Below are 20,686 nucleotides of genomic sequence, written 5' to 3' on the forward strand. Positions count from 1 at the left end.
ACGCAGGGGTTTCATGAAATCGTGGTCTTTACGCTGGAATCAAGATGCCTGATCAACCAGACCTCACCAAGCTGATCTTCGGTCGATTGACCTGGGACGCCATCCCCTTTCACGACCCCATTCTGCTTGCCACGTTTTTCGTGGTGGCGGTGGTCGGCATCGTGCTGCTGGGTTCCATCACTTACTACAAGAAGTGGGGCTACCTGTGGCATGAATGGTTCACCAGCATCGACCACAAGAAAATCGGGATCATGTATGTGATTCTGGGCATCGTGATGCTGCTGCGCGGTTTCGCCGACGCCATCATGATGCGCATGCAGCAGGCCGTGGCCTTTGGCGATTCCACCGGCTATCTGCCCCCGCACCACTACGACCAGATCTTCACCGCGCATGGCGTGATCATGATCTTCTTCGTGGCCATGCCGCTGGTCACGGGCTTGATGAACTACATCGTGCCGCTGCAGATCGGCGCGCGCGACGTGGCCTTTCCCTTCCTGAACAACTTCAGTTTCTGGATGACGACCGGCGGCGTGATCCTGGTGATGATGTCGCTGTTCGTGGGCGAATTCGCGCGCACGGGCTGGCTGGCGTATCCACCGCTGTCAGGCATATTGCACAGCCCCGACGTCGGGGTCGACTACTACATATGGGCCTTGCAGATTGCCGGGGTGGGAACCCTGCTATCCGGCGTCAACCTGCTGGTCACCATCGTGAAAATGCGCGCACCCGGCATGAAGATGATGCGCATGCCCATCTTCACCTGGACGGCGCTGTGCACCAACGTGCTGATCGTGGCGGCCTTCCCGGTGTTGACCGCGGTGCTGGCGCTGCTGTCCATGGACCGCTATGTGGGCACCAACTTCTTCACGGCGGACTTCGGCGGCAACGCCATGATGTACGTGAACCTGATCTGGATCTGGGGCCACCCCGAGGTCTACATCCTGATCCTGCCCGCCTTCGGCATCTTCTCGGAAGTGGTGGCCACGTTCTGCCGCAAGCGCCTGTTCGGCTATGCGTCCATGGTGTACGCCACCGTGGTGATTACGGTGCTGTCATACCTGGTCTGGCTGCATCACTTCTTCACCATGGGGTCGGGGGCCAGCGTGAACTCGTTCTTCGGGATCACCACCATGATCATCTCGATCCCGACCGGCGCCAAGATTTTCAACTGGCTGTTCACCATGTACCGCGGCCGCATCCAGTTTGAAGTCCCCATGCTGTGGACGATGGGCTTCATGGTCACGTTTGTGATCGGCGGTATGACAGGTGTGCTACTGGCGGTGCCACCCGCTGACTTCGTCCTGCACAACAGCCTGTTCCTGGTGGCGCACTTTCACAACGTCATCATCGGCGGCGTGCTGTTCGGGCTGATGGCCGGCATCACGTACTGGTTCCCCAAGGCCTTCGGCTACAAGCTCGACCCGTTCTGGGGCAAGTGCTCGTTCTGGTTCTGGCTGGTGGGCTTTTACGTGGCCTTCATGCCGCTGTACGCGCTGGGCCTGATGGGCGTGACCCGCCGCGTGAGCCACTTTGAAGACATGTCGTTGCAGATCTGGTTCCAGGTCGCGGCGTTTGGCGCGCTGCTGATCGCCTGCGGCATCGCCAGCTTCATCATCCAGTTGGTGGTCAGCTACCGCCGCCGCGACCAACTGCGCGACGAAACGGGCGACCCCTGGGACGCCCGCACGCTGGAATGGTCCACGTCGTCGCCCCCGCCCAACTACAACTTTGCCTTCACCCCGCGCGTGCATGACCTGGACGCCTGGTGGCAGATGAAGCAGCACGGCTACCAGCGGCCGCAACAGGGCTTCATCCCCATCCACATGCCGAAGAACACCTGGGCCGGCATCGTGCTGGCGGCCATCAGCGTGGTGATGGGCTTTGCGCTGATCTGGCACATGTGGCCGCTGGCCGTGCTGTCTTTCGTGGCGCTGATCCTGGTGTCCATCATTCATACCTTCAACTACAAGCGCGACTACTACGTGCCGGCCGCCGAGGTCGTGCGCGAAGAGGGCGCCCGCACGAGGTTGTTAGCGAAACATGTCTGATACCTTGGCCCCCACCCTGCAAGGCGGCGCCGCGTCGCCCGCCGAGCCCGTGTTCTACGTCCCGGGCGAACACCACCCCAAGAACGGCACCCTGCTGGGCTTTTGGGTCTACCTGATGAGCGACTGCCTCATCTTTGCCTGCCTGTTCGCCGTCTATGGCGTGCTGGGCCGCAGCTACGCGGCGGGCCCGTCCGGCGCCGACCTGTTCGACCTGCCCCTGGTGGCGGTGAACACGTCGCTGCTGCTGCTGTCGTCCATCACCTACGGTTTCGCCATGCTGGAGATGCGGCGCAACCGCATCGGCGCCACGCAGTTGTGGCTGGCATCACCGGCATCCTGGGCCTGGGCTTCCTGTCGCTGGAAATCTATGAATTCGCGCACCTGATCCACCTGGGCGCGGGCCGCAGCGCAGCGCCTTCCTGTCGGCATTCTTCACGTTGGTTGGCACGCACGGCTTGCACGTCACCTTCGGCATCGTCTGGCTGGTGACGATGATGATCCAGGTCCGCCTGCACGGCCTGATCCCCGAGAACCGCCGCCGCCTGATGTGCCTGTCGCTGTTCTGGCACTTCCTGGACCTGATCTGGGTGGGGGTGTTCACCTTCGTGTATCTGATGGGAGTACTGCCATGAGCTCGCACATGGATAACCTGGCTGATCGCGGCCACCATGGCAACGGCCATGACCACCATGACGACGACGGCGCCAGCCACGGCACCATGAAGAGCTACGTCACGGGGTTCATCCTGGCGGGCATCCTGACCGCGATCCCCTTCTGGCTGGTCATGGATCGCGTGTTCGAGAGTTCCCGCACAACCGCCCTGATCATCCTGGCGTTCGCCATGGTGCAGATCGTGGTCCATCTGGTGTACTTCCTGCACATGGACACCAAGTCCGAAAGCGGCTGGAACATGTTGGCGTTAATATTCACGCTGGTGCTGGTCGTAATCACGCTCAGCGGATCAATCTGGATCATGTATCACTTGAACTCCAATATGATGCCCATGTCCATACACGACATGCGGAATATGCCCTGATGGCAGCAGTAAAAGACTCCACAAGCAGCGACTCCCCCCGTAAACCGCGCAGCAAAACCACCCTGGTCATTCTGGGGGTGGTTGCTGCCGTGCTCTTCGCGGGTTTGTGCGCCCTGGGCACCTGGCAGGTGCATCGCCTGGCCTGGAAGCAAGAGCTGATCTCGCAGGTGCAGCAGCGCGCGCACGCGCCCACCGCACCAGCGCCGGGCAAGCCGGACTGGCGTGGCCTGACCGCCGGCAACGCTGAATACCGCCACGTGACGGCAACCGGTACCTACCAGTACGACCGCCAGACGCTGGTGCAGGCGGCCACCGAACTGGGCAGCGGCTATTGGGTCATGACCCCCTTGCAACTGGCCAATGGCGGCGGCACGGTGCTGGTCAACCGGGGTTTCGTGCTGCCGCAGTGGCGCAAGAATCAGGCGGCTTCCCCCCCGCCGCCCGCCGCCGAGGCCCGCGTCACCGGGCTGCTGCGCATGGGCGAGCCGGGCAGCGGTTTCCTGCGCAACAACGATCCGGCCGCCAACCTCTGGTATTCGCGTGACTTGCCGGGCATCGCCACGGCGCGCGGCCTGACGGACGTAGCGCCCTACTTCATCGATGCCGACGCCGCGTCCAGCCCCAGCCGCGACCCGGCCCAGGCGCCCGTAGGCGGTCTGACCGTATTGACCTTCCCGAACAATCACCTGGTCTATGCCATTACCTGGTATGCCCTGGCGCTGATGATCATTGTTGGCGTGGTGATCTTCGTGCGCGAAGAAAAGCGCGGGCGCGGCAAGGGCTGAGAGAGAGATAGCTGCGCCTCAGTTCCGCATTTCGGGTTGACCTTAAAGCCGCGCCGCCCTTCTTGGGCGGCGCGGCTTTTTCATGGGTGGTGCAGGGGTTTAGCGCATGGGTTTAGCGCAACGGTTCAACGCTGCGGCCAGGCAATGCTGCCCGGTTCGGGGCACACCCACGAACCTTGCAGCCGCTCGCGGATCTGCGCCAGGTTCTGCTCAACCAGCAGCTGGCCGTCGCGAAACACCGGCACCAGCGCGCCGCCCGCCGCTTGCTCGGGCGTTTGCTGATCGTGCAGCACATAACCCGTGGCGGTTTCTTCCACCCGCAGCAAGCCCTTGGCTGAACGCTTCACGCCGGAATCCGTCACCGGGTCCTTCACCAGTTCTTCGGGCTCGCCATTGACTTCGGCATACGTCGCCTTCAACGCCCAGCCAAAGCTGTCGCGCGTCAGGTACTGATAGGTGTAGGAGCCAATGCCCAGCACCACGTTGCCCGATGCAAAGCCCTTTCTTTCAAGCCGGACCAGAATGTCGCGGCCACGCGCCAAGGTGATGGAGTCGCCGTAGATCAGGCCCACGTGCGAGTCCAGCAGCTTGTAGCCGCGTTCCGTCACGACCCCGCCGAAGAGGTCCCACAGACACTGCACCGCGCCCTTTACCTCGGCCTCGCGCAGCGTTTGCGTGGCGTGGGCCTTGTCGTCCAGCAGCCAATACTGGCCGGTGCCGGCATCGCGCACGGCCTCGGCGCCGTCGCGGCGGGCGGCGGCCAAGGCGTCACCGTCGTCCACGCTGGGTACATCGGTGCAGAAGTAGCCCGTCAGGATCTTCACGGGGTCGCCGGAATCGGGGCGGAACACCACCTTGGCGTTGCCGAAGGCGTCAGGCTGGCGCGACAGGATTTCGGGCTTGAGCGCAGCGGCAAAATCCGTCACCACCTGCCAGAAGTCCCAGGTGTCCGACACCACCGACACGATGCCCGCCGGGTACACCTGCGTGACCAGTCGGCGGATGGTCTCGATCTCGCCTTCCTTGCTGCCCAGGCACATCACGGAGTGCTCGGTGGCCGGCACCGAGCCGCCGACCAGTTCGCGGTCGGAGTCGGCGCCGTAGATGTCTTCCAGATAGTCGATGGCGGGAATCGTGTCGGTGCCGGTGAATGACAGCAAGTGGCCCGCGCCGCTCTTGCGGGCGTCGTACAGGCCCGACATGCCGCGCATGGAAAAGTCGTGGCCCTGCCAGTTCACGAAGTCCATCGGGCTGCCGGTCAGGCGCGCGAAGTACGTCAACAACTTGCGGTATTCAAAGGCGATGGTGGCCACCGTGGACGGCTTCCACGATTCGCAGCTGAACAGGGTTTCGATATACGTCACCAGCCACGCAAAGTCGGGGTGCGTGTTGATGAAGGTGACCGGCGGCACGCGGATATCGATACGCGCGCCTTCCGGCACGGACCGGATTTCCAGCGGCAGATAGCCCAGTTCGTACAAGGCCTGCAAGTGGTCCACGGTGACCGCGCCCTTGCCCAACGCGTTATCCACACGGCGCTGATACTGCCGCACGGCGGCGCCTGCCGGCTTGCCGAAGAATTCGCGATTGAACAGGTCAATCAGGATTTCCTTGATGAAGCCTTGCAGGCCGAACCAGACGATCTTGTCGTCGTACAGCTCAGGCAGCACCGGGGCCAAACGCGCCGAACGCGGCGTGAAGTTGGCCAGGATCTTGTTGGTGCCCTTGGGGTACTGGAACGGGTGGCCCGTCTTGTAGAAGTCCGCTTGCAGGAAGGGGTTGATGCCATTCTTGACGGTGAGGGGTTCGGGGGCATTCATGGTGCGGGTTCCTTCTTGGCGTTCAGTTTTCAATGTTGACGAGCACCGGCGCGTCCGCGCCTTCGGCATCCGTCCAGTCATAAGCGGTGAAGATGCCGGCGTAGCGGGCATTCAGTTCGACCAAGCCCTTGCTGAAGATGCCGTGCGTGACATACAGGTACAGCGGTTGACGGGTCTTGTCGCCCAGAGCGGCGGCCAGTTCCAGGAACGTGCGGCCGCCGTCGCAGATGTCGTCCACCACCAGCACGGGCTGATCGGGAATATCGTCAGGCACGCGCGTTTCAGTGATGCGGCCGGTCCGCGTGTCGCGCACCTTTTCGGCATAGCGAACGTCCGCCACGCCCAGCGCCTTGGCCAAGGCCTGCACGCGCTTGCGGGCGCCTGCGTCCGGGGCCATCAGCGTAACGCCCTGGGCAAAGGCGGGCGCGGCCAGCGCGTTTTTCAGGAATGCCGCGGCGTCCACCACGCGCAAGCGCTGCAACAACGCGGGCGTCACGTCGCTGTGCGGTTCCACCACGGTCACGGTGGCGTATTGCTGATCGTTGATCAGCTTGCAGAACACGGCGGCGCCCAAGGCTTCGCCGGGATTGCAGACGCGGTCCTGGCGCGCGTACGGCACGTAGGGCATGTCCAGGTGCACCGGCACCGCCGGGTTCAGGCGGCGCAAGGCGTCGGTCAGCATCAGCAATTGCATGACGTCGTTGGCCGACTTAAGTAGCGCGTGGATGCGGAACGCGCTGGCCGCATCGGCCTGGGCCCGCAGGCTGGCCGGCACCGTGACCTGGCTTTCGCCGCCGGGAAATACAAACGCGGCCGGCGTGCCGGTGATGCGTTGTCCTTCTACTACCGCAGTGATGGTGAACATGATCAGCCCTTAGTGGCATTTCAAAACTAAGTTAGGTAAGTATAAAACTACTTATTGTTTGTTTGCAACTAAGTAGTGAATGGACGTCGCCCGGTGCTATCCGACGCTACGGTCGAACAAGGTGAAGCCCTTCAGGCGATACAACTGCGCGGGCCGCTGCGCGCCCCCGACATGTTCGCCGGTGGCTTCCAACACGCCCCATGCTTCCATCTTGCGACGGAAGTTCGACTTTTCCAGCCGTGTCTGCAAGATCGCTTCGTAGGTGTGTTGAAGCTCCGTCAGCGTGAAGCGTTCGGGCAGCAGGAAAAACGGCAAGGTGGAATAGCTGGACTTGCCACGCAGACGGGCGACCGCGGCGGCGATGATCTCGGCGTGGTCAAACGCCAGCGGCGGCAGTGCGTCCACACTGACGAAACGGAAGTCGGCTTGCGTGGCGGCTTCCAATTCCGCTGCCGGCACCAGCGCCACGTATGAGACCGACAGCGACCATTGTCGCGGGTCGCGGTCTTTGCCGGAGAACACCTGCAACTGTTCCAGGTAGCGCGGTTCAAAGCCAGTCTTTTCCCGCAGGACACGGCGGATGCTGGCTTCGGTGTCGCCGTCTTCGTCCACATGCACCACACCGCCCGGCAAGGCCGTGGCGTTCTTGAAGGGATCGCGGTCGCGCTGGTGCAGGGCAATTTCCAGGACGCCTGCCCGCAAGGTGAGCAGGACGGCGTCGACGGTGACGAGAGGCAGTGGATAGTCCACGGGCGGGTTCCATGAATGAAGCTTCGGGGCAAGATGCCACTATCAGGAGGCGCGGTCAATCGTGAGAGCGACCACCATGTTGCGTTGGGACGATTTCGAGATATTCCATCCCCATTTCTTAGGCGAAATAGCCGGAAAATCCCGCCCGATACCAGGCAGATGGCGCAAATGTTCTACACTTCCGGCCGGGAACACCGCCTGGCTCCATGCCCGGCGTGCTGTTCCCTTTGTGTTTTTTAACCTTGATCCACAGGAGTTCCCCGGATGAAAAAGACGCTGCTCGCCGCCGCGATGCTGACCGCTTTTACAGGCATTGCGCAGGCAGAACCGTCAGTCACCCTCTATGGTGTCATCGACACCGGCATCGGCTACAACAAAATCAAAGGCGACGGCTACAGCGGTAGCAAGCTCGGCATGATCAACGGCATCCAGGCCGGCTCCCGCTGGGGCCTGCGCGGATCCGACGATCTGGGCGATGGCCTGCGCGCCGTCTTCAAGCTGGAAAGCGGGTTTGACTCCGCCAACGGCCAACGCGGCCAATCGGGCCGCCTGTTCGGCCGCCAAGCCACCATCGGTTTGGCCAACGACGCCTGGGGTTCGATCGATTTCGGTCGCCAGGCCACCATCGGCTCGAACTACCTGGCCGACATCGACCCCTTCTACACCAGCTACACCCAGTCGAACCTGGGCCTGGGGTTCAGCGCGGCCAACACCATGCGCTGGGACAACATGGTCATGTACCGCACGCCGTCGGTGAATGGCTTTGAATTCGGGATCGGGTACTCGTTCAACGCCGACGACACGACCGCCGACCAAACGGGCTTTCGCACCGCCGACAACACGCGCGGCATCACCGCCGGCCTGCGCTACGTGCAAGGCCCGCTGAACGTTGCGCTGACCTACGACCAACTGAACGGTTCCAACCGCAGCACCACGATCGACAACGACGCCACGCCGCGCCAATACGCGCTGGGCGTGTCCTACGACCTGGAAGTGGTGAAACTTGCCGCCGCTTACGGCCGCACCACCGACGGCTGGTTTGTTGGCCAGGACCTGCCGGCCGGCACGCCCTTCAGCGACGAATTCGGCACCAACCGCTTCGTGAACGGTTTCAAGGCCAACGCCTACATGCTGGGCGCGACCCTGCCCACCGGCGCGGCCGGCAGCCTGTTCGCCTCGTGGCAGCACGTGGCCCCGTCCAATGACAAACTGACGGGCGGCGACGCCAACATGAACGTCTACAGCGTGGGCTACACCTACGACCTGTCCAAGCGCACCAACCTGTACGCCTACGGTTCGTACGGTACGGACTACGCGTTCATCGACGGCTTGAAGAGCACCGCCGCGGGCGTGGGCATCCGCCACCAATTCTAAGCGGCTTGGCAACGGGGCGCGCCGTGCAAGCCTGTACGGCGGGCCCCGCTTGCGCTCAGCGCGCCTGCGCGCGTTCCAGCAGTTGCACAATTTCTGCCTGGCCGCGCTGCCGGGCGTGCTGCAAGGGGCTACGGCCTTCGCGATTGGCCAGATTCACATCGGCGCCGGCCGCGATCAGCAACGCCACAATCGCCTGATGCCGCGGGCCGCCGTCGCTCAGAATGATGGCCTCGAGCAGCCCCGTCCACCCCAGCCGGTTCACATGATTCGGGTCGACGCCCGCTTGCAGCAGCGTCCGTACCACATCCACATGCCCGCGCTCGCAGGCCGGAATCAGCGCCGTGCCGCCATACCGGTTGGTGCTGCGCAGATCAGCGCCATGGCGCAAGGTCAATTCAAGAATCTCGCGATACCCCTGGGCGCCGGCCAGCAGGTAGGCGCTGTCCTGCAGGCGGTTCTGCGCGTTCACGTCCGCGCCCGCCTCGATCAGCACGCGCGCCGTTTCCACCTGGTTGGCTTGCGTCGCGCGCAACAGGGCCGTGTTGCCCTCCCCATCGCGCCCATCCAGCGGCACGCCCTGCGCCAATAATTCGCGCACGCGCGTGGCGTCGCCTTGCGCGGCGGCTTCCCGCAACTGCGCGGCCGGGTTTACGGCGGCGCCGGCTTGTGAGCCCAGGGCGCCCAGCATCAAAACAAAAACCACCCGCCAGTGTCTGAGGGTTGCCATTGCCCGTATCCTCCCGTTTGAATCGAGGCCTGATTATGGACAACCCCTTGATCGATGGGAAATATGTCTGTCATCTTGGTCAATGCAATATGGGAGAAACACGATCCAGTCATGATTGGATACTTTTCTATCGCAACGTCACCCCTGCCCCATGACCTCTCAACCTGCCCGCTTCCTGCCCCTACACCCTGTCGCGCGCCTGCTGGCCGCGCTTTTTCTGCCGCTGGCGCTCGCCGCGTGCAACGGCGGCAGCGATGATGACAATGACGACGCCGTGCCGCCGGTCGTCGTCGCGCCGCCGGTAGAGCAACCCACTCCCGAGCCCGAACCCGAAACGCCAACGCGCAACACGGCCTACCTGAACACCAAGGCCGGCGACGTCATCCAGGTGCGAATTGAGGAATTGCGGCCCACGCAGGCGGCCATCGGCTACGACCAGATCTACTACAAGCTGGGCCGCTGGCAAGGCGACTTCAACCGTTCCTGGGCCGGCGACGACGCCCGCAAGCTGGATTATCTGGACCGCACCGTTGGCAAGAAGTTTGACGACTACTGCGAAGACATGGGCGGCACCGAGCGCGCGGCCGCGTTTGCCGACCTGGCGGCAGCCCAAGCGGCGCGCCTGGACGACCCCAGCACGTTCACCTGCCTGGACGCGCCCGGCACACACACCGAAAACCTGAAGACCGTGGTGGTCGGCTGGGACGGCAACCTGTACCTGACCGATGGCCATCACACGTTTTCGTCGCTGCGCGAGATTTTCGATGGCGGCCCCAAGCTGCCCGTGTGGGTCAAGGTGGACGCCAACTACAGCGACCTGACGACCGCTGCCGCGTTCTGGCAACGCATGGTCGACGAGCGTCGCGCCTGGCTGCGCGACGGACAGAACCAGCCCATCACCGTGGACCAACTGCCCACCCGCCTGGGCTTGGCCAGCGCCGACGAAGCGGGCGGCATGCAGGAAGACCGTTACCGCTCGCTGGTGTACTTCACGCGCGACATCGCCTACGAAAACGGCAGCCTGCCGGAGTTTGCGGAGTTCCTGTGGGGAGACTGGCTGCGCCGGCAAGCCGCGGGCGGCCAACTGCCCACGCTGGACCAGTACCGCATGATGGCGCCCGCCACGCCCGCGCAGATCCTGGCGGTCAGCACGTTCAATGCGTCGCTGGTGCCCGGTGGCGCGAACGACAGCTACGCCGCCGCCGTGCGCGATGCCTCGCTGAAAATGGGCGCGCTGGCCGACACCGACATCGTGTTCGACGATCGCCAGGCCGCCAGCCTGGGCCGCATTCCCTTGGCGGCGAATGTGGCGGCGGGCGTGTCCATCAAGGATCAGCGCGACGTGCTGGAAGAATTGCCGCGCGTTGATGTCAAGGCCGATGGCTCGCCACGCAACGCCGGCAAGCTGTGGTTCGCCGTGCATTACCGCGCTTGCGGCAAGCCGGCGGCGGGTACCTGCTGGGGTTGGTAGGTATTTTTTGCGCGATTCGAGTATCTTGTGCGTCTTCAATGACCTTTTCCAAGAAACCGCCATGCCTATCGAAGCTTCCGACACCACTGCAAACCCCGCCCCCAGCGCGGACGCCTTTCTTCAGTTTTTGGTCAACCTGGTGAACAACGGCAGCCAGCTTGAAAGCATCGGCGTCACGTTGCAAATGGGCGGCATGCTGGTGTCGGGGTCGATTGTGTCGGGCGCGGAATACTTCGACCGCTTCGCCGCCAGTTTCACGGGTTCACTAGATACGCTGGACGCCGACACGCGCGACGGCGTGCGCCGTTCGCTTGCGGAGCTGGGCGATGTCTTCCGCGTGCCTCAACCCGCGGACCCGCTGCCCAATTACATCCACCTGGCCGACGCCTTGTTCTTCATGGCGGATGGCACGCCCGTTGCCGGACAGCCGACGCTGTGGCGCGGCCGTACCAGCTCGGTGGATGGCTTCATTCTGGGCCGCCTGCAATCCGAAGCCGCCAGCTAGGCGTCTTCAACGCCGGCAAAGCGCGTGGTGGACGCATTGAACGACCGCCACGCGTTGCTGTCGGCTTGAAGCCAGATACCCAGGCATTCGGAACTGAGCGGCGCGGACAAGGCGCCGCCCCGGAAGAGAAGATCGCTGTGCAATCGCATCCAGGCGAAATCCCGGATGTCTTCCACGCCGCCCGCCACCACGTGCAAGTTGGCGCTCCAGGCACGTTCCATCAAGGTAAAGAAGCGGCCTTGCAACGCGCGGTTTTCGGATAAGCCAAGCGGGACCTGTACGTGCAGGCCGTCGGCACGCAAGGTGCCATGGCCGGATGTCTTGCTGCGGCTGGCGCTGGGTAGCAGGCGCGCCCGCAGACGGGCCTGGAATTCCGGATAGCGCGCCAGCACCTCGGCGTGGTCCGACAGCCGGTCCGTCAGGGGCAAGGTGAAGGTGATGCGCTTGGCGGGAATCAGCAATGGCGGGGCATCGTCGTAGCGCGCGTGCTTGTTGACCCACACCGAACTGTCCAGCAGGCCGATGCCCAGCTCGCCGCACAGGCGTTCGGCCAGGTCGCCCTGGCCGCGCACATCCAGCGCGTGCTCGTAGGAAAGTTCAATGGGGGTTTTGAAGTGCTTGAAGAAGGCCACGCCGGCCAGCAAGCCCGCGCCCTGTCCAACGGGATTCAAGCCGCTCCAGGGAGACGGCCGACAACGGCCGATGACGGCGTATTCATGGACTTGACCCTGCGCCGTGAACACGGGCTGAAAGCGCAGCGTGATGGACTCTTCGGACAGAGCCCAGGAACGGGCGTCGTCTTTCATGGCGTGACCCGAAGGTTGAGGTGCGCAGGAGGGCGGATCCGGGTCAATATCATGCTGTTCTCGATTAACGTCTGGCCGCCGTGGCGACGCAAGCCGCGCGGCGTGTGAACCCGCCGCGCTGCAGCATCTTGGCGAATCCGGTATCTCACGAATAGTGCCCAACGCCGTCAGCCAAAAGAACAAGAAATTTCTTAAATCCCTTGCTCGGCCGACCCTCCATGACATGGCATTCCCCGCCGCTTGCGGACGACAATCGGGGACCACATCTGGGGGTGGGATTCACCCGTTTTTACGCTGCATCCCACTTTGAGATTCTTCTTATTCTCTGGGTAAGCAGGTGTTTCTACCATGCGTCAAATGCTGGTAGAAGACCATGGCGCTCCCGCCCTAGAACCCCAGGCCGCGCCGCGCGCCGCCTCATTGTTGCTGCACTTTCTTGCAGTGGCTCTGCTCGTCTGCATTGCAGCTGGCGCCACCCTTTACCTGTATTGGGCGTTCAGCAACGTGGTGTCCAACTACCGGCGCCACATGAATGCCGCGGCCTACGAAGCGCAACACTTCTTCGACCAGCGCGAATCCCTTTTGCGTTCCATCTCCGCATCCGCGGTACGCAACACCAATCAGGATCCCATCAGCAGAACCCCCACCCATTTCGGCAAAACAGGCCAGGTGGAAGTGTTGCCGCTGCAGGAAGGCCCGGACGCCTACGATTGGGCGCTGGTGCTGACCCCACGTGACTTGCGCCGCATTGCCCAAGCCAACACCCGCATCGTCTACAGCGCGCTGCGCCACGCCAGTACCGTGCCCGTGGGCTCGCATGACCAGCCCACCTCGCCGGGCATTCCCCCCTCCATACAGCAATGGCTCGCCCTGACCCTGGCCGACGTGCAGACTCGCGCGCCCACCAAGGGCCTGCCTCCCATCGTTTGGCTGCATCCGCCGCACGACACCGTCAAGCGCCTGTTCCTTTTCACGCCCCTGGATGCCGTGCACCCGGAGGCTGCCTGGATCGGCCTGGAAGTCCATGGCGTGGAATCCGCCATCAGCGCGCCACGCTCGGGCGCGGGCGACTACGTTCTGTTCGATGAGAAGAGCCGGCCGGTGCTGCGCAGCGCCGGCGCGGATACGGCCAACCAGGCCTTGCCGCACACCACGCGAGAAGATGCATTCGGCTTGCAGGGCCAGGGCTGGCTGCCCAACTACCTGGTACTGAGCAAGTCCGTCGGCGAAGATGGCTGGCGGCTGGTCTACTACGCGCCGATGGCGCACGTGTTGCGCGACAACGCGCTGGCCTTCCAGACGGCGGCCATCGCGTCCTTGTTGCTGATCATCACGGTCCTCTTGCGGGTGCGCTACATCCGCCGGCGCCTGGTGCTGCCCGCGCTGCGCCAATACGAGGCGCTGGCCGACAGCGTGTCGCTCAACCGCAAGCTGATCGAAGTGGCCCCTGTGGGCTTGTGCCTGTTGCGGCGCTCGGACCGCGCGGTCGTGCTGTCCAACGACATGGCGCGCCGCTGGTTCCAGGGCACGCCGGGCTGGCGCACCGACATCCTGTCATCCCACGGCGACGAGGCCGGCCGCGAACACCGGCTCAACGATGGCCGCACCGCGTACCTGAGCTTTGCCCCCACCACCTACCGTGGCGAAGCGGTGGTGCTGTGCGGCATCAGCGACATTTCCGCGTTGAAACGGATCGAGCAATCCTTGTTGCAGGCCAAGCGCGACGCCGAAGCCGCCAACCAGGCCAAGACGGTGTTCCTGACCACCATGAGCCACGAGATCCGCACGCCGCTCTACGGCATTCTCGGTACGCTTGAACTGTTCTCACTGACCCGCGTGAGCGGCCAGCAGGCGCAGTACCTTGAAACCATCCAGCAGTCGTCGGCCACGCTGTTGCGCACCATTAACGACACGCTGGATTTGTCCCGGATCGAGGCCGGCCACACCGTGCTCGAACGCGCGCCGTTTTCCCCCGTTGAACTCTTGAACAATGTCGTGGCCAGCTTCGCGGCGCGCGCACACGCCAAAGGCGTGCGCAGCTATGCCGTGGCCAACCCGGATACCCCCCTGGCCGTGATTGGCGACGCCACGCGCATCCGCCAGATTCTCGACAACCTGGCCAACAACGCCATCAAGTTCACCGATTCCGGGCAGATCGTGTTGCGCCTGAAGGTCAACAGCCGCAACCGTGACAGCGTCGACCTGTGTTTCCAGATTGCCGACACCGGCTCGGGCATCGCGCCGGAACATCAGGCCCGCTTGTTCGAGCCCTACTACCAGGTGGACGCCGACAACTGCGTGACGCTGCCTGGCACCGGCCTGGGCTTGTCGATCTGCCGAAGCCTGTCCGACATGATGAACGGCAGGCTCAACGCCGTCAGCGAACCCGGCCTGGGCACCAGCATCACCTTCGAGGTCCGCTTGCCGCTGGCGCCCGAAGCGCTTGAGACCGCGCCCCCCGAGCTCGACAACACGGTCGTCTACGTCCAAGGCGCGGTGCCGGAAATCGTTCACAACCTGTGCGACTGGTTGCGGCGCTGGGGCGCCGTCGGGCTGCCCTACCCCGCCAACGGCGTGACGCCTGCCGAACCCGCGGTGTTGCTGCAGGCGTGGCCGCATGCGCAGAAGATCGCCAACTGGATCGGCCCGCAGGTCATCGTCCACCCGCCGGGCCTGCGCCCCCGGGTCGAGGACAGCCACCGCAACTGGTTCGCCAGCGCCTACAGCCTGGTCGGCATCCACCACGCGGTGCGCCTGGCCCAGGGCGGCGCGGCGCGCAGCACGTCATTCGATCCCAAGGCAGCGCCTGAAGTGTTGGGCCTGAAGATATTGGTCACGGAAGACAACCCCATCAGCCAATTGATTCTGCGTGAACAGCTTGAGCACATGGGTTGCACCGTGGTGTTGGCCGGCAACGGCCAGGAAGCGTTGAACCTGCCCGACCTGATGCACTTCGACGCCGTGCTGACTGACCTGAACATGCCCCTGGTCGACGGCTACGAACTCACGCGCATTTTGCGAAAGCGCGGCTATGACAGGCCCGTTCTTGGGGTCACGGCCAACGCCTTTCCCGACGAGCAGCGGCGAGGCATGAGCGCGGGCATGACCAGCCTGCTGGTCAAGCCGCTGCCGCTGACCGTCCTGCGTCAAACGCTGCAAACGGTTAAAGAACTCCGGAGTTGACGATGCTTTCCGTGTACAAGGTCTTGGTCCTGGACGACCATGCGTTTCAATGCGCCCAAATGCGCAGCCTGTTCCTGGAGGCCGGCTTCGAGCACGTCGACATGGCGAATTCCGCGCACGAGGCGCTGGAGATGGTTCAGCTGCATTCCTACCAACTGGTGTTGATGGACCTCAACATGCCGGGCATGGACGGCGTGCAGTTCATCCACGAACTGGCCCGGCTGCAATGCAACCCGATGCTGGCGATCACCACGGCGTGTTCGCGCCGCATCATGAACAGCGTGAGCCTCATGGCCAAGGAAAAGGGCTTGTCCGTGATCGCGGCCCATACCAAGCCCGTCACGCGAGAACACGCGCTGGCCTTGGCCCGGCGGCTACGCAACGAAAAGCTGGACGGCGCGTTGCCGCAAACGCTACCTTTGCTGTCCACGCCCCTGTTTGACCGCCGCACGCTTGAAAAAGCCCTGGCCACCGGCCAGATCCAGGCGTGGTTCCAGCCCAAGAAGGCGCTGGCGACGGGCCATATCGTCGGGGCTGAAGCGCTGGCCCGCTGGCATCACCTTGAATTCGGTTTCATGCTGCCGGCCTCGTTCCTGGGTGCGGTGCGGCATCACGGGCTGGACCACGCCCTGCTCATCCGGATGCTGGACGACGCCCTGGCCGCCTATCTTGATTGGCGCCGCCTGGGGTTCAGGATGCCCGTATCAGTCAATCTGCCCACCCGCCTGCTGGATCAACCTGACTTGCCCGACCAGCTTTACAATCTGGTCGCGCAGCGCGGTGTTCCCTTCGAAGATGTCACGTTCGAACTGCTGGAAGACGACACCACGTCGGTGCCCGGGCACTACTATATGGGCGCAAGCCGCTTGCGCTTGAAAGGCTTCGGTTTGGCGCAGGACGATTTCGGTAAAGGCTACAACTCGATGTACACCCTGATATCCACGCCGTTCACCGAACTCAAGATCGACCGCGCCTTTGTCAGCGGCGCCGCGGAAGATGGTGTGCGCGCCGCCGCCTTGCAGTCTTCCGTGCAATTGGGCCGCCAATTGGGACTGCAAGTCACCGCCGAAGGGGTGGAAAACACGAAAGACCTGGAGTTCTTGCGCGAGATCGGCTGTGATTTCGCCCAAGGCTTCCTGATATCCGCTGCGGTCAACGCCCATGACTTCACCGATTTGCTGGCAGACGAACCCCGCCCGTACGCCACCCACCCGCTATAGGATCCTTACCCGCGTATGCAGGAAACGCCGTTTAGCAGGATTGCACGTACCTCGCGCCGGCTGAATATCGCGCTGTTCGGCATTCTGCCCATCGCACTCATCATGATCGGCGCCCTGCTCTGGGGTGCTCAGCGCATCATCAAGCAGGAAGAAGACCGCTTGTTGATGGACTTTGCCGTTCTTGTTGGATACATCCACGAGCAAGAAGGCTTTCTGCTTCAGTTCCGCAAAGAGAACCAGCGCCTGGACGGGCGCGCGCCCATTGAGCACATCACGCTGTCCACGCCGCTGGATTCGACCCGGCCGGGCCTGCGCATCTATCGCGGGCAGCACGCGCTGGTGGCCATGCCGTTCTCGCTGTTCTGCAACTACCCGTCGGAATGCCCCGTGGCCAATAGCCCGGTGTCCGCCGCGGCGGGCTACTTCGCGGATTTCTACAGCACCTACTGGGCGAATTCCTACTTCCCGGCCGCCGCCGCTTTCCTGGTGAACCGCACGGACAGCCTGGGCATTGCCGTGCCGGCCATCAACGTCAAACCGGGCTATGGCGAGCCGCTCAGTGAAGACACCCTGCTGCTGGTCAACGACGCCGTGCGCACGCGACTGGCCCCGGCAACGGCCGACGCCCCCTCGGCGACGCCCTCGTCCGGCACGCCCGGCATCGCCGCGTCCGACGGACAGATCCTGTGGGTTTCTCCGCCCGGGCTGCCGGATCGCATGATGGGGATGCTGCACGCGGGCTTTTCCGGCGCGGCATGGACCAACCGCGGCGGCGGTGAACCCGACGTCTACGTCGCCACGCTGCTCAGCCGCGCGCGCATCAACATCTACGACAGGGCCCTGCCTTCAATCCAATACGACGGCTTCTGGCTGACCCATCGCGACATCGGCCTGATGCTCGGCGAGGGGCCGCTGCCCACCGCCGGCCACAGCGGCCTGAGCGCCACGCGCGATGGCCTGATCCTGAAAGTGTCGGACCCGTCCAGCATCTGGACCGCGTACTACCGCGTCAGCTATCGCAATTTTTTCGAAGACAACCTCTGGCTGCCGATCACCGCCGCGCTGCTGTTGCTGCTGGGCCTTGCCGGCGGCATTGGCTACCAGCGCTGGTACACCCGGCGCGTGATCGAGCCCGCGCAAAGCGCGCACCGCGACATCGCCGAAAGCGAAGAATTCAACCGCACCCTGATCCAGACCGCGCCCATCGCGCTTTGCGTGCTGGCGCGTGCACATGGCGACGTGCTGTTCGCCAACAGCCTGGCGCTGGAATGGTTGGGCGCCGCCACCGGCCAGGGCTTGCGCGATTCCCCCGCCGCCCGGCCGCTGCTGGACCAGGTGCTGACGGCCTCCGCGCCCGGCACCATCGAAACCTTCCACGCCGACGACGGCCGCCCCTTGTACGTGGCGTACTCGCCCACGCGCTACAAGAAGCAGGACGTGGTGCTGTGCGCGTTTGCGGACATCAGCGCTCGGGCCGAAATCGAACGCGCCCTGGCGCAGGCCAAACGCGACGCCGACAAGGCCAGCGAAGCAAAGTCCACCTTCCTGGCCACCATGAGCCATGAGATCCGCACGCCGCTGTATGGCGTACTGGGCACGCTGGAGCTCATGGGCATGACCGAATTGAATGCCGAGCAGCGCCAGCATCTGGAGCGCATCCAGAATTCCTCGGTGATCCTGCTGCAATTGATCAGTGACATCCTGGACATCACCAAGATCGAATCCGGGCAACTGGCGCTGGAATCCAGCCAGTTCCGGCCGCGTGAGCTGGTCGAAAGCTGCGCGCGCTCATTCGCCGCGCTGGCCAGGCAGAAAGGCCTGCTGCTCTTTGCCTGCGTGGACGGGTCGGTGGCCCCATGGGTCGCGGGCGACGCCGTGCGCATCCGGCAGATTCTCAGCAACCTGCTCAGCAACGCCATCAAGTTCACCGAGTCCGGCCATGTCATCGTGCGCCTGCACGGCGCTGACCGGCCCGACGGCACCCAAGTGCTGGCCTTGCAGGTGGTGGACACGGGCATCGGCATCGACAAGGAAGACCAGGCCCAGCTTTTCAGCCCCTTCTACCAGATCGACAGCGCCAGCCATACCGTGCGCGGCGCGGGCATCGGCCTGTCCATCTGCGCGCGGCTTGCCAAGCTGATGGATAGCCATATCCGCGTCACCAGCGAACTGGGCCTGGGCAGCAGCTTTTCGCTGGAGCTGGCCTTGCAACCGGCCGACGGCCCGCCCCTGGACGAGCCCGATCTGCACGGCATCCGTATCTATGTGCGCAGCCCGCACCGCGAACTGACCGACAACGTTTGCCAGTGGCTGACCCGCTGGGGCGCCGACGCCCAGCGTGCGCCGGCCCCCCTGGGCCGGGGTGAACCCGACGACGTGTTGCTAGACATCCTGGGCCCCACCGACGCCGCGCCCGCCAATTGGGCGGGCCACTTCCTGGCGGCGGGCGACCCGCGCGAGTCAGCCGCCGGCGCGCCGGAACGTGTCGACGGGCATGACCTGGACAGCATCGGGTTCGGTATTTCGCGCCTGCTGCGCGGCGATCCGCCCGTGCCTGCCGCGCCCGCAGCCAACGCCCTGATGGATCCGCTGGACCTGCGCGTGCTGGTGGCCGAGGACAACCCCATCAACCAGGCCACGCTGCGCCACCAACTGGAACAACTGGGCTGCACCGTCACGGTGGCCGGCAACGGCGCGGATGCGCTGTCAATGTGGAACATGGCCACCTATGACGTGCTGCTGACCGACGTCAACATGCCCAAGATGAACGGCTACGAACTCACGGGCGAACTGCGCGCGCGCGGCTACGCCCAACCCATCATCGGCGTTACCGCCAACGCCATGCGCGACGAGGAAGCACGCTGCATGGCCGCGGGCATGAATTCCTGGCTGGTCAAGCCGATTGAACTGAGCGCCTTGCGCCACCACCTGGGCGGCATCACGCGCGTGCGCGAAGCAGGGTCCGATGAGCCCGTGGCGTCCAATGTTCCGGAGGTGCTGGACGTGCAGGATCTACCTGAAGTGCCGTACGTATCTAATGTGTCCGACGAGTCACCCCACGCGGACTTTCCGCCCGAGTCCACCGACTCCGCCCTCGAACCGCTGGTGCCAGAAAAATACCGCCGCCTGTTCCTGGACACCATGGACGCTGACCTGGCAAATCTTGACCAGGCGGTCACCCGCCGCGACGTGCCGGCCGCGCTGCAAACCATGCATCGGATGCGGGGCGCCTTGGTCATGGTGAAAATGACAACCCTGTCATCGGACTTCCAGGCCGTTGAGGCCAAACTCAGGCGCGACGGCGGGGACGATGAGGTGTTTCAAGACGTGGTCAGGCTGACGCACGAGCTCAGGAACCTGCTGGCTCAAGTTTGAGTCTTGGTACAGAATGACCCCGACAACCTCCACGATCGCCCCCCGGCGCCCCCGAATGGAACGACTCCGAATAGTCCTCGCCGACGACCACCCGCTGGTCCTCGCGGGCATGCGCGATTTGCTGGAAAAAGACCTCAGCGTTGAAGTCACGGCGCTGCTGGCCAGCCCCACGGCCCTGGTCGAGCACTTGACCCACGACCTGCCGCACGTGGTCATCACCGACTACTCCATGCCCGGCGACGAAACCTATGGCGACGGCATCCGCCTGGTCAAGTTCCTGACGCGGCGCTTCCCGAAAACGCAGGTGGTGGTGCTGACCATGGTGTCCAACCCCATGATCATTTCCGCCCTGTACGACGCGGGCGTGGCCGCCGTGGTGCTCAAGCGCGACAACCTGGCGGAAATCGTCACGGCCCTGCACACGCTGCAAGCCGGCCGCAAGTACTATCCCCCGGGTTTCCAGCGTGATGGCACGGTGGATTCGCGCAGCAAATTCATCGGCGAACGCATCAACAGCCTGTCGCCCAAGGAATTCGAAGTGCTGCGCCACTTCATCCGTGGTGAATCCATGATGCAGGTGGCCGACACGCTCAAGCGCAGCGTCAAGACGGTCAGCGGCCAGAAGATATCCGCCATGCGCAAGCTGAACGTGCAGACCGACCAGGAACTGGTGGCGTTCTGTGTGGAAAGCGAAATTTTTCAATAGGTTTTCAGTAGGTAA

General features: G+C 63.9%; 15 protein-coding genes and 1 pseudogene. 11 read left to right on the forward strand and 5 right to left on the reverse strand.

Going from position 1 to position 20,686, the window contains the following annotated elements; all coding sequences use genetic code 11:
- Positions 1-44: 44 nt before the first annotated feature.
- The 4 genes and pseudogenes from cyoB to P8T11_RS14135 all read left to right on the forward strand — a co-directional run bounded on the left by cyoB (position 45) and on the right by P8T11_RS14135 (position 3,869).
- Entirely contained in the window at positions 45-2,048 is a 2,004-nt protein-coding gene (cyoB, locus tag P8T11_RS14120; RefSeq protein WP_268081359.1) for a cytochrome o ubiquinol oxidase subunit I, read from the forward strand.
- Positions 2,041-2,680: pseudogene (gene cyoC / locus P8T11_RS14125) on the forward strand (cytochrome o ubiquinol oxidase subunit III). Before cyoB ends, cyoC begins: the two are co-directional and overlap by 8 nt.
- Positions 2,677-3,084 carry a cytochrome o ubiquinol oxidase subunit IV gene (cyoD, locus tag P8T11_RS14130; RefSeq protein ID WP_268081357.1) on the forward strand — a complete coding sequence of 136 codons (408 nt, stop codon included), beginning with the start codon at positions 2,677-2,679 and terminating at the stop codon, positions 3,082-3,084. Before cyoC ends, cyoD begins: the two are co-directional and overlap by 4 nt.
- The gene (locus P8T11_RS14135; RefSeq protein WP_277550149.1) at positions 3,084-3,869 is read left to right on the forward strand and encodes an SURF1 family protein; all 786 of its coding nucleotides are present in this window, start codon (positions 3,084-3,086) and stop codon (positions 3,867-3,869) included. Before cyoD ends, P8T11_RS14135 begins: the two co-directional genes overlap by 1 nt.
- A 125-nt stretch (positions 3,870-3,994) precedes the next feature.
- On the opposite strand, the gene P8T11_RS14140 is transcribed toward P8T11_RS14135, so the two are convergent.
- The 3 genes from P8T11_RS14140 to P8T11_RS14150 all read right to left on the reverse strand — a co-directional run bounded on the left by P8T11_RS14140 (position 3,995) and on the right by P8T11_RS14150 (position 7,304).
- Positions 3,995-5,689: a nicotinate phosphoribosyltransferase gene (locus tag P8T11_RS14140; protein WP_268081356.1), complete on the reverse strand. Its 1,695-nt coding sequence runs from the start codon at positions 5,687-5,689 to the stop codon at positions 3,995-3,997.
- 22 nt (positions 5,690-5,711) lie between these two features.
- Positions 5,712-6,554: a ribose-phosphate diphosphokinase gene (gene prs, locus P8T11_RS14145; RefSeq protein ID WP_268081355.1), complete on the reverse strand. Its 843-nt coding sequence runs from the start codon at positions 6,552-6,554 to the stop codon at positions 5,712-5,714.
- A 96-nt stretch (positions 6,555-6,650) separates the two neighbouring features.
- A complete protein-coding gene (locus P8T11_RS14150) occupies positions 6,651-7,304 on the reverse strand; it encodes an NUDIX hydrolase (protein WP_268081354.1) in 654 nt (217 codons plus the stop codon).
- Between the two features lie 264 nt (positions 7,305-7,568).
- On the opposite strand from P8T11_RS14150, the gene P8T11_RS14155 reads away from it, so the two are divergent.
- Positions 7,569-8,678, forward strand: a complete 1,110-nt coding sequence (locus P8T11_RS14155) for a porin (protein ID WP_050445420.1) — start codon at positions 7,569-7,571, stop codon at positions 8,676-8,678.
- A gap of 55 nt (positions 8,679-8,733) precedes the next feature.
- On the opposite strand, the gene P8T11_RS14160 is transcribed toward P8T11_RS14155, so the two are convergent.
- The gene (locus P8T11_RS14160; protein ID WP_268082359.1) at positions 8,734-9,366 is read right to left on the reverse strand and encodes an ankyrin repeat domain-containing protein; all 633 of its coding nucleotides are present in this window, start codon (positions 9,364-9,366) and stop codon (positions 8,734-8,736) included.
- Between the two features lie 190 nt (positions 9,367-9,556).
- Here P8T11_RS14160 and P8T11_RS14165 point away from each other — a divergent pair, with 190 nt between their 5' ends.
- Together P8T11_RS14165 and gvpU are read left to right on the forward strand one after the other, a co-directional pair.
- On the forward strand, positions 9,557-10,876 hold the full coding sequence (locus tag P8T11_RS14165) for a ParB/Srx family N-terminal domain-containing protein (RefSeq protein WP_268081353.1): 1,320 nt from the start codon (positions 9,557-9,559) through the stop codon (positions 10,874-10,876).
- 61 nt (positions 10,877-10,937) lie between these two features.
- Positions 10,938-11,381, forward strand: a complete 444-nt coding sequence (gene gvpU / locus P8T11_RS14170; RefSeq protein ID WP_268081352.1) for a gas vesicle accessory protein GvpU — start codon at positions 10,938-10,940, stop codon at positions 11,379-11,381.
- Here the strand turns inward: gvpU and P8T11_RS14175 are convergent.
- Positions 11,378-12,187 (reverse strand): hypothetical protein, encoded by an 810-nt coding sequence (locus tag P8T11_RS14175; protein ID WP_268081351.1) that lies wholly within the window; start codon positions 12,185-12,187, stop codon positions 11,378-11,380. The two genes, gvpU and P8T11_RS14175, sit on opposite strands and share 4 nt — an antisense overlap.
- A gap of 348 nt (positions 12,188-12,535) precedes the next feature.
- On the opposite strand from P8T11_RS14175, the gene P8T11_RS14180 reads away from it, so the two are divergent.
- Genes P8T11_RS14180 through P8T11_RS14195 form a run of 4 tightly spaced genes read left to right on the forward strand, consistent with a single transcriptional unit; the run spans position 12,536 to position 20,671 of the window.
- Positions 12,536-15,370 (forward strand): ATP-binding protein, encoded by a 2,835-nt coding sequence (locus P8T11_RS14180; RefSeq protein ID WP_326494520.1) that lies wholly within the window; start codon positions 12,536-12,538, stop codon positions 15,368-15,370.
- A gap of 2 nt (positions 15,371-15,372) precedes the next feature.
- On the forward strand, positions 15,373-16,590 hold the full coding sequence (locus tag P8T11_RS14185; RefSeq protein ID WP_268081350.1) for an EAL domain-containing response regulator: 1,218 nt from the start codon (positions 15,373-15,375) through the stop codon (positions 16,588-16,590).
- 15 nt (positions 16,591-16,605) lie between these two features.
- Entirely contained in the window at positions 16,606-19,965 is a 3,360-nt protein-coding gene (locus P8T11_RS14190; RefSeq protein WP_268081349.1) for a hybrid sensor histidine kinase/response regulator, read from the forward strand.
- 55 nt (positions 19,966-20,020) lie between these two features.
- A complete protein-coding gene (locus P8T11_RS14195; RefSeq protein WP_268081348.1) occupies positions 20,021-20,671 on the forward strand; it encodes a response regulator in 651 nt (216 codons plus the stop codon).
- The last annotated feature ends 15 nt before the right edge of the window (positions 20,672-20,686 follow it).

It is taken from the genome of Achromobacter spanius (assembly GCF_029637605.1).
Taxonomy (GTDB): Bacteria; Pseudomonadota; Gammaproteobacteria; order Burkholderiales; family Burkholderiaceae_B; genus Achromobacter; species Achromobacter spanius_E.